The organism is Microcoleus sp. PH2017_05_CCC_O_A (genome assembly GCF_020738785.1).
Classification (GTDB): Bacteria; Cyanobacteriota; Cyanobacteriia; order Cyanobacteriales; family Microcoleaceae; genus Microcoleus.
On sequence record NZ_JAEQCB010000037.1, the window covers coordinates 22,752 to 32,080 of the forward strand.

The following is a 9,329-nucleotide window of genomic DNA, read 5'->3' on the forward strand; positions in this document are numbered from 1 at the left end:
TTCGTCAGTATCTAAACTCTAAAATATCAAATTTTATTCATTATTTGTAGCAGGCAAAAAAGAGGTAAATTAAGTGCAGAAAAATTCAACTATTCAACAAATTTTGTGGAGGGGGTTTGGTACAATCTTTACGTTAATACTTATAGCAAATATTGTAGCACAACACACTAAAAATACTTTAGTTAAGTCTTTAGATAACGTTACTTCGAGCCATAAAATTTTGCAAGAATTGGCACAGTTAGATATGCTTTTGCTGGAAGCTGAGACTGGTCAGCGCGGCTATCTGTACACGGGAAAAGAGAATTTTTTAGAGCCATACAATGAAGCAAATGCAAGCATTAACGTGCAACTAGCAGAGTTGAGAGAGAAGATGAAAAATCCGACACAACAAGAAAAACTCGGTCAATTGCAAATCCTGATTAGAGAAAGAATCGATTATTTAGAAAAAACTATTCAACTCCGCAAATCTGGTCGAGAAGAGGAGGTAAAAAAAATAGTAAGTGCTGGAACAGGACTAGAAATTATGGCGAAGTTGAGGGGTAAAATCACAGAAATCAAAGAAACTGAAAATCGATTCTTGGATGAAAGAAAGAAATTCGCCCAGGAAGCTGAAATTTTTTCAACTTACTTTGCTGGGGCGAGCACTTTGATTATTGTCGGAGTTGGGGTGTTAATTTCTTGGGTAATTATCCGGAATATCGCGCAATCCTTGGGAATAGCAGTAAAAGTTGCAGAAGAGGTATCGGCGGGCAATTTAACTGCCAATATTTCAGCAAATTATCAGGGAGAAGTTGGCAAACTACTCGCCGGATTCCAAAGCATGACTCAAAGCCTAAGTTCCTTGATCGGGCAAGTACAAAATTCTGGTCTTCAAGTAACTGCTTCCTCTCATGAAATTGCTGCCTCAGGCAAGGAATTGGAGGAAGTAATCGCCAAACAAGCAGCTTCGATTAGAGAGGTGGAAGCTACTACAAAAGAGATAGCTGCTACTTCTCGACAACTGAAGCAAGCAATGCAGGGAATTACTTCTACCTTCCAAACTACCACAATAGCAGCAGAGGGCGGTCAGCGGAATTTAAGCCACATGGAAAATACCATGCGGGAATTATCAACCGCCACAACTTCTATTTCTAGCCAACTTAGCAACATCAGCGAAAAAGCTAATAATATTAGTCGAATTATTATTACAATAACCAAGGTAGCTGACCAAACTAATTTACTTTCTTTGAATGCTGCCATAGAAGCAGAAAAAGCAGGAAAATATGGTATGGGTTTTGCTGTAGTTGCTAGAGAAATTCGGCGTTTAGCCGATCAAACTGCTGTTGCTACTTTAGATATTGAAAAAATGGTTAAAGAAATGCAGGCAGCAGTTTCTACTGGGGTGACGGAAATGAACAAGTTTACTGAAGAAGTAAATGATAGCGTTGAGGATGTGGAAAGTGTGAGCTGGCAACTGACTGAAATTATCGAGCAGGTGCAGGCTATCACTCCGCGTTTTTCAGTGGTAAATCAGAGTATGGAGGCTCAATCGGAAGGCGCTCAGCAAATTAGCGAGGTGATGGTGTATCTGAGTCAATCGTCGTCGCAAACGGCGGGCGCATTGCGCGAAATTAACGGTGCTATCTCTCAATTAAATGAGGCATCTCAAGGTTTGCGTCAAGAAATTTATCGGTTTAAAGTAAGCAATAAGGATGTAGAAAATGTTTAAAAATATCAGTTTTAAAAAGCGCCTGAATGCTGCATTTATTTTTCTAGCTGTGATTGTTTTAGCTGTGGCTTGTATTGGTTGGAGCGGCACTTCTCGGCTGGGTGGACATATTGATACGCTAGCTAGTAATAGCCTGCCGAGCGTTAGTGGATTGTGGAAAGTTAATGAAGGACAAACGCAAATTGAGTCGTCGGAACGGGCTTTACTGGATCTGGAACTCAGCCCAGAGGAAAGGAGAAGTGAGTTGACGAGAATTCAGAAAGCTTGGGAGCAGATTAATGAGGGTTTCAAAGAGTATGAAACCACATCCAGAACTGCGGAGGAAGATAAGATATACAAAGAATTGCAGGCTAAATGGGATATCTGGAAGAAAAATCACGAAGCTTTTTTAGATTTAAATAAAAGATTTGAGAGTTTAGGAATTCTCAACCCATTTAAAAGGCAGATCGAACTGATTGGCCAAGGGAATACTAAGTCGCCCGATATCGAGGCTGCTAGAAGGGCTGGGGCGTTTTACAATCAATTGAGCGATCGCGCCAAAGCGAATCGACCCTCGTTTGAATCAGCTACTAACTTAATATTGGAAGACCTCAAAATCAATGAAACAACGGGACAACTAGCTAAACAGCAGTCTAAAAACGATATTAGTCAAACCACATTCTGGGTAATTTTGGGCATGATTCTCGGGCCGCTAACGGCTGGACTGTTTGGACTGTTTCTCACGAGCGCGGTATCCCAAACTCTGGAAAATCAAATAGATCTGTCGGGCCTCAGAATTAGTGGATCTACGAACCAAATTGCCTCCTCCGGCAAGGAATTGGAAGCGACGATGAATCAACAAGTGGCTTCGACTAATGAAGTAGTAGCCACGGCTAAAGAAATTGCTGCTACTGCTATGCAACTGGCGAGGACAATGGATGAAGTTTCGGAGATGTCCCACCAAGCTGCTCAATCTGCCGGCGGCGGTAAACAAGAAATTGGTCGCATGGAATCCACGATGAATAAATTAGCAGATTCTACCAGTGCGATCTCGGGTAAATTGGGAGTTATTAGCGAAAAAGCTAATAATATTAACAGTATTATCACGACGATTACGAAGGTGGCAGATCAAACTAATTTGCTTTCGCTCAACGCGGCTATTGAAGCGGAAAAAGCGGGAGAGTACGGGTTGGGTTTTGCGGTGGTGGCTAGGGAAATTCGCCGACTGGCAGATCAAACGGCGGTGGCTACTTTGGATATTGAAAATATGGTTAAAGAAATGCAGTCTGCGGTGGGTGTTGGCGTGATGGAAATGGATAAGTTTACTAATGAGGTGCGCCGCGGGGTGGAAGATGTGCAAACTATTAGTTTGCAGTTGGAATCGATTATCCAGCGGGTGCAAGCTTTGACTCCGCGTTTTGAAGAGGTGAATGAGGGGATGGATGCACAGTCTCAGGGTGCTGTGCAAATTAGCGAGGCGATGGTGCAGTTGAGTGAGGCTTCTTCGCAAACTGCGTCGGCGCTCCGGGATATCAATGGGGCGATCGGGCAAGTTAATGATGCTACACTCGGTTTACGCCACGAAATGCTAGCGTTTTTAAAGTAAATAGGGAGTCGGCGGATCGAGTCGGTTTTTTTAGCTAGTCAGACGGGAATCCCCACACTATATCGCTTCGATTAGTGTGGGATGAAAGGCGCGTGAACCGAGGATTCCACATCTTCATGTCCTCGTCAGCATAGCGGGCGAGCAATGAAGGTGTGGATGACGAGATCAACAAATCTTTATCTGCTAGCATCATTACTCGACACAATTATTAAATTACTACTTGACTTTATCTAGTATTTTCTGGTATTTTTATGACCAGCAAATGCGTAAAGGTCGTAGCGCAATGAAAGTAACGTATCAGTATCAGTTCTATCCCGACACCAATCAAAAATTAACCCTCAACCATTGGTTGAGAATTTGTCGCTATTGGTACAACAGACAGCTAGGCGATCGATTTGATTGGTGGGAAAGAAACCGCACTGCTATAAATGCTTGTCCATTGGTTGCTAGCATCTCTGCGCCTCGCGAAAAGCCCAACTACTACTCTCAAAAGCAACAATTGCCCGCCCTCAAAAAAGACCTAGTAAAAGTCTTCCACAGTGGTGAGCTATTGGACTTCAAGCAGGTAGATTCAACTATCCTGCAAGATGTTTCTAAACGAGTAGATAAAGCCTTTGAACGGTTTATAGTAGGGGATAGTAAAGGCGGTCGATCGGGTAAACCCCGATTCAAGACTGAAGCTGATTACCGGACGATGACTTTTTCTACGGCTAACAGCGATTGGATTAAGTTGGTTCGCAAGAATTGGTTTTATATCCGATTGCCGAAGTTGGGCGTGATAAAAGTTCGGAGGCACCGCCCAATCCCCGATGGATTTACCGTCAAGCAAATTAGTGTAACTAGAAAGGCTGATGGTTGGTTCGCCCAGATAATGCTTGAAGACGCTTCAGTACCCCAGTTTATTTCTGACAAAGTTACCCCAAACTGGGATAACTCAATTGGGTTAGATGCGGTGCTGCATGAAGATGTCTATTTAGCAACGTCATCGGGCGAAAAGTTGCCTTCATTGAAACCGCTTCGCAAAAACCAAGCTAAGTTAGACCGCATTTCAAAAAAGCGGAATAAGCGGAAGCGTGGCTGTAGCGCCCGACGGAAATTAGCAAAAAAAGAAGCGAGACAGCACCAAAAAATAGCGCGTTCTCGCCAAGACTTCCACTATAAAACAGCTCACAAACTTGTCAGGTCTGGAGCTAAATTCTTTTTTCACGAAGATTTGAACTTAAAAGGCTTAACGAAGCGGAATAAAGTTAAGCAAGACGATGAGGGTAACTACCTCCCAAACGGTCAATCAGCCAAATCAGGACTAAACAAGTCTTGGCTGGATGCTGCGTTTGGTCAATTTTTCAAGACGCTGGAATACATAGCCGAAAAAGCTGGATCAGCCGTCGTTCCGCAAAAACCTGCTTATACCTCAATGCTTCTGTGCTATCGGAATGAAATCGTTTTCACCGATTGCGGTATGCGAAGCTATTGGGACGAGCAACATTCTTTAATGGTCGATCGCGATATCAACGCTTCGATTAATTTGAAGAAATTGGGGTTGGACATTTTCCCCAAAATAAAACGCCGTAGCGGGAATCTTTCTGTAGTAGGAACTATGGACGACAGTACCGCGAAGGAAATCTTGCATACCCTTCATCGGGCTGCTAAGAAGCCCACATCATACCTGTACTCAGGTTGATGTGGGAGTATGTCACTTAAATCAACTGGTGCGCGGTGCGCACGCTACAAACTGGTGCGCGGTGCGCACGCTACAAACTGGTGCGCGGTGCGCACGCTACAAACTGGTGCGCGGTGCGCACGCTACAAACTACAAACTGGTGCGCGGTGCACACCCTACAAACTACTACAAACTACAAACTGGTGCGCGGTGCACACCCTACAATCTAAAATCTAAAATCTAAAATCTAAAATCGAATGACTGATGATTGCTGGAATCGGATCGGAGTTGGGGGCGATCGCACTTGTCCTCAATTAAAAACATTTATTCACTGCCGCAACTGTCCAGTCTATTCCGACGCGGGCCGGAGTTTGCTGGAACAGGAATTGCCGACTGGATATCTGGAAGAGTGGACTAATTTATTGCGATCGAGTCAAGGAGTAACTAACGCCGTCACGGCTGCGGGTACTATATCTGTAGGTATTTTTAGGCTTAACGGCGAATGGTTGGCTTTACCGGCGGCGCTGTTTAAGGAAGTGACGCAGATTTCTGTTATCCACACTTTGCCACACCGCAGTAATAATATACTTATCGGCTTGGTGAATATTCGCGGTGAAATCCAGTTGTGCGTTTCCCTAAAAGCACTTTTGGGATTGGAAGCAGCAGATGCTAGCCGACAAAATATTAGTCCTGTTGTTTACGAAAGGATGGTAGTTGTTGAGAGAGAAGGCAGCCGCTGGGTGTTTGGAGTGGATGAGATTTACGGCATTCACCGCATTCTCCCGGAACAAATCAGAAATGTTCCATCTACTGTTTCTAAAGTGCCAGAAACTTATACTAAAGGGATTATCAGTTGGCAGGGGCAAAGTGTTTGTTATCTCGATGATGATTTGCTGTTTTATACGTTGAATAAGAAGATTATCTAATGAATTGGGAATTGGGCATGGGGCATTGGGAATTGGGCATGGGGCATTGGGAATTGGGCATTGGGTGAATGGAATCTGGCGAATAAAAGCGGGCGAAGGTCATTCGCGCCTACACAGACGAAACCCGCCTCCGCGGGTTGAAGAACGGGCGAAGGGAATTCGCGCCTACATGAACAAAACCGGGCGAAAGTGGGTTGGAATAAATTAAGGAATAATAAAAAATGAGCAATCAAGATATGAGCAATTTCTCCATGATGGATTTATTTCGCATGGAGGCGGACACTCAAGTAGCAGTATTAAATGAGAACATTTTGGTATTAGAAAATAACCCTAATTCTCCGGCTGAACTGGAATCTTTGATGCGGGCGGCCCACTCGCTCAAGGGCGCGGCGCGGATTGTGGGACTGGATGCTGCTGTGCGAATCGCTCACGTGATGGAGGATTGCTTTGTGGCGGCGCAGGCTGGCTCGATCGCCCTAGACTCACCTGATAAGATTGATGTGATGCTGCGGGCGATCGACCTTTTGGCCCAAATCAGCCAGATTCCGGAAACCGAGATCGAAAATTGGCTCCCGGTTAATCGATCGCAAATTGAAACCTTAGAAACTGCCATCTTAGCAATTATCAATAACGAACAATTAGATTTGGGCAGCCCAGATGAAGCAGAAACAATAGAACAAGAGACCATTGTTGAAACAGAAATTCTGCCGGAATGGGAGCCGCAATTACCTGTTGATTTTACCGCAGAAATAACAGACCACGTACAATTCAATTCTGATATTCCTCATGAAATATTGCCCGATTTGCCACAGGTTGAAAGTCCAGAAACTCGGTTGCTTAAAACTGATTTATCGATGTTAGCTTTATTTGCCGGAGAAGTAGAAGCACAATCAATACTATTAAACCAAACTTTACTCTCGCTCAAAAATAACCCCAATGAATATTTAGACTTAGACTCCCTTGTTAAATCCGCTCATTTAATAAAAGGTGCTGGCAGAATAGTTCAGTTCCATGAAGTTGTTAAACTTGCGAAGGCGATAGAAGATACATTTGTGGCACTTCAGAAGCACAAATCTAGCTTAAATGCCAGTCAAATTGACACCCTGCTCGCCGGAGTAAATTTTCTGGTAAATATGCAGGAAATTCCGGTACTGAAAATCGAAGCTTGGCTGGCAGAAAAAGAGGCAGAAATAGATAATATTGTCGCAGATATAAGTAAGATTCTTGAATTATTAACAACTAAACAATCGGCAACAACTGCCGCAGTTGTTTCACAAAAATCTGCCGAAGCAACGAGTCCCCAAACAACCCCGACACCACAACCAAAACCTCAAGATAATGCTTCCCAACGCACAAAGAATAGCGGTCAAATTTCCCCCGTCGCCAATTCTACAGCAGTAGCTGTAGAGCAACGACCGACTAAAATTGTTAGCGCAAAACCTGCACCTTCAAATCTCAGGGAAAACGCTCAAAAGCCTAAAACCGCTGACCGCGTAGTACGAGTAAATGCGGAAAACTTAAACCGAATTATGGGTTTGGCAGGCGAATCTTTAGTAGAAGCAAAATGGCTGCAACCGTTTGCTGATTCATTATTAAAACTGAGAAAAAACCAAGGACAGCTTTATAATTTGTTGGAGAAATTGCAGGAATCTTTAAGCGATTCTGTTCTAGATCAGCGATCGGAAGATTATCTCGGCAGTGCTCGCAAAAAAGCTAATGATTGCCGCCATATTTTGTCCGATCGCCTCAACGAACTAGAACTGTTTGCCCGCCGTTCTGCCAACTTGTCCGATCGCTTGTACCGAGAAGTTATTGCCAGCAATATGCGACCGTTTGCTGACGGCGTTTCAGCTTTTGGGCGAATGCTGAGAGATTTGGCGAGACAGTTGGGTAAGCAAGTGAAATTTGAAGTTGTTGGCAAATCTACTCAGGTAGATCGAGATATTTTAGAAAAATTAGAAGCACCGCTAACACACATTTTGCGTAACGCTATCGACCACGGTATTGAACTCCCAGACGCACGTTTGGCTGCGGGAAAATCGGCTGAAGGTACGATCCGACTGGAAGCTGCACATCGGGGCGGGATGCTATCAATTACCGTCTCGGATGATGGAAAAGGAATAGAACCGGAAAAACTCCGCCAAAAAATTGTCACGAAAGGTATGGTAAGTGCGGAAATGGCTGCGAAATTGACTGAACCGGAATTGATGGATTTTCTGTTTTTGCCTGGTTTTTCTACTGCTAGTCAAGTGACGGAAATTTCGGGCCGCGGTGTTGGTTTGGATATTGTGCAAAGTATGGTGCAGGAGGTTGGTGGCATTCTCCGGGCGACATCTATGCCGGAAAAAGGTATGAGTTTTCATTTGCAGTTGCCGCTAACTCTGTCGGTAATTCGGACGCTGTTGGTGGAAATTTCGGGGGAACCTTATGCTTTTCCGCTGACTCGGATCGATCGCATTGTGATGGTTGAGTCTGCTGATATTGCGATCGCCGAAAACCGACAGTATTTTACTCTTGACAACCAAAACATTGGTTTGGTGACAGCTTATCAGGTGTTGGAGTTAGCTGCGCCACCTGAAAAGTTGGATTTGCTGCCGGTGATCATTGTGAGCGATCGCTCTAGCAGTTATGGTTTAGCTGTGGATAAGTTTCTGGGCGAACGCGATTTAGTTGTCAGGCCTTTAGATCCGCGTTTGGGTAAGGTAGCGGATATCAGCGCGGCTGCTTTTATGGAAGACGGTACGCCGGTGCTGATTATCGATGTTGAAGATTTGGTGCGATCGACTGATAAACTGCTGGCTGAAAGTCAGTTACAGAAAGTTAGTAAAACCGAACAAACTGCTGAATCAACAACTCGCAAGCGCGTTTTGGTAGTAGATGATTCAATTACTGTTCGAGAAGTAGAGCGCAAACTTTTAGAAAATCAAGGATATGAGGTTGAAATAGCTGTTAATGGTATGGATGGTTGGAATGCTCTGCGTACCGGGCAGTTTGATTTGGTAATTAGCGATGTTGATATGCCGCGCATGACGGGGATTGAGCTGGTTAGTCAAATTAAAAATCATTCGGCCCTAAAGTCGATTCCGGTAATTATTGTTTCTTACAAAGACCGCGAGCAAGATAGAATCAGAGGATTGGAAGTGGGAGCGGATTATTATTTAACTAAAAGCAGTTTTCACGACGATACGCTGTTAAATGCGGTGGTTGATTTAATCGGTGAGGCTTGAAAAAAAATCTCGGGTTAAGTTTTTTTAATTAAAAACTAAAAATACGACCAAAATGTGGTATGAATAGTGGTAGGCTGCGTGATAGTTCGTAATTCAATCGGTAATTCAATACGCTTGGCCCCGAGCCCGGAGATCCCCCCTAGCCCCCCTTAAGAAGGGGGGAACCGGAAGCACTCAAAGTCCCCCTTCTTAAGGGGGATTTAGGGGGATCTCCGGGCCCGAA

General features: G+C 44.2%; 5 protein-coding genes. All 5 read left to right on the forward strand.

Annotated features, from left to right (window positions below; genetic code table 11):
• The first annotated feature begins 73 nt into the window (after nt 1–73).
• The 5 genes from JGK20_RS10980 (at nt 74) to JGK20_RS11000 (ending at nt 9,106) form a co-directional block, all read left to right on the forward strand.
• Entirely contained in the window at nt 74–1,708 is a 1,635-nt protein-coding gene (locus JGK20_RS10980; RefSeq protein WP_293230422.1) for a CHASE3 domain-containing protein, read from the forward strand.
• The gene (locus JGK20_RS10985) at nt 1,701–3,293 is read left to right on the forward strand and encodes a methyl-accepting chemotaxis protein (RefSeq protein ID WP_293190600.1); all 1,593 of its coding nucleotides are present in this window, start codon (nt 1,701–1,703) and stop codon (nt 3,291–3,293) included. Before JGK20_RS10980 ends, JGK20_RS10985 begins: the two co-directional genes overlap by 8 nt.
• 283 nt (nt 3,294–3,576) lie before the next feature.
• The gene (locus JGK20_RS10990; RefSeq protein WP_366038781.1) at nt 3,577–4,974 is read left to right on the forward strand and encodes a transposase; all 1,398 of its coding nucleotides are present in this window, start codon (nt 3,577–3,579) and stop codon (nt 4,972–4,974) included.
• 236 nt (nt 4,975–5,210) lie between these two features.
• A complete protein-coding gene (locus JGK20_RS10995) occupies nt 5,211–5,879 on the forward strand; it encodes a chemotaxis protein CheW (protein ID WP_293183950.1) in 669 nt (222 codons plus the stop codon).
• Nucleotides 5,880–6,100: 221 nt separating this feature from the next.
• A complete protein-coding gene (locus tag JGK20_RS11000; protein ID WP_293183952.1) occupies nt 6,101–9,106 on the forward strand; it encodes a hybrid sensor histidine kinase/response regulator in 3,006 nt (1,001 codons plus the stop codon).
• Nucleotides 9,107–9,329 lie beyond the last annotated feature (223 nt).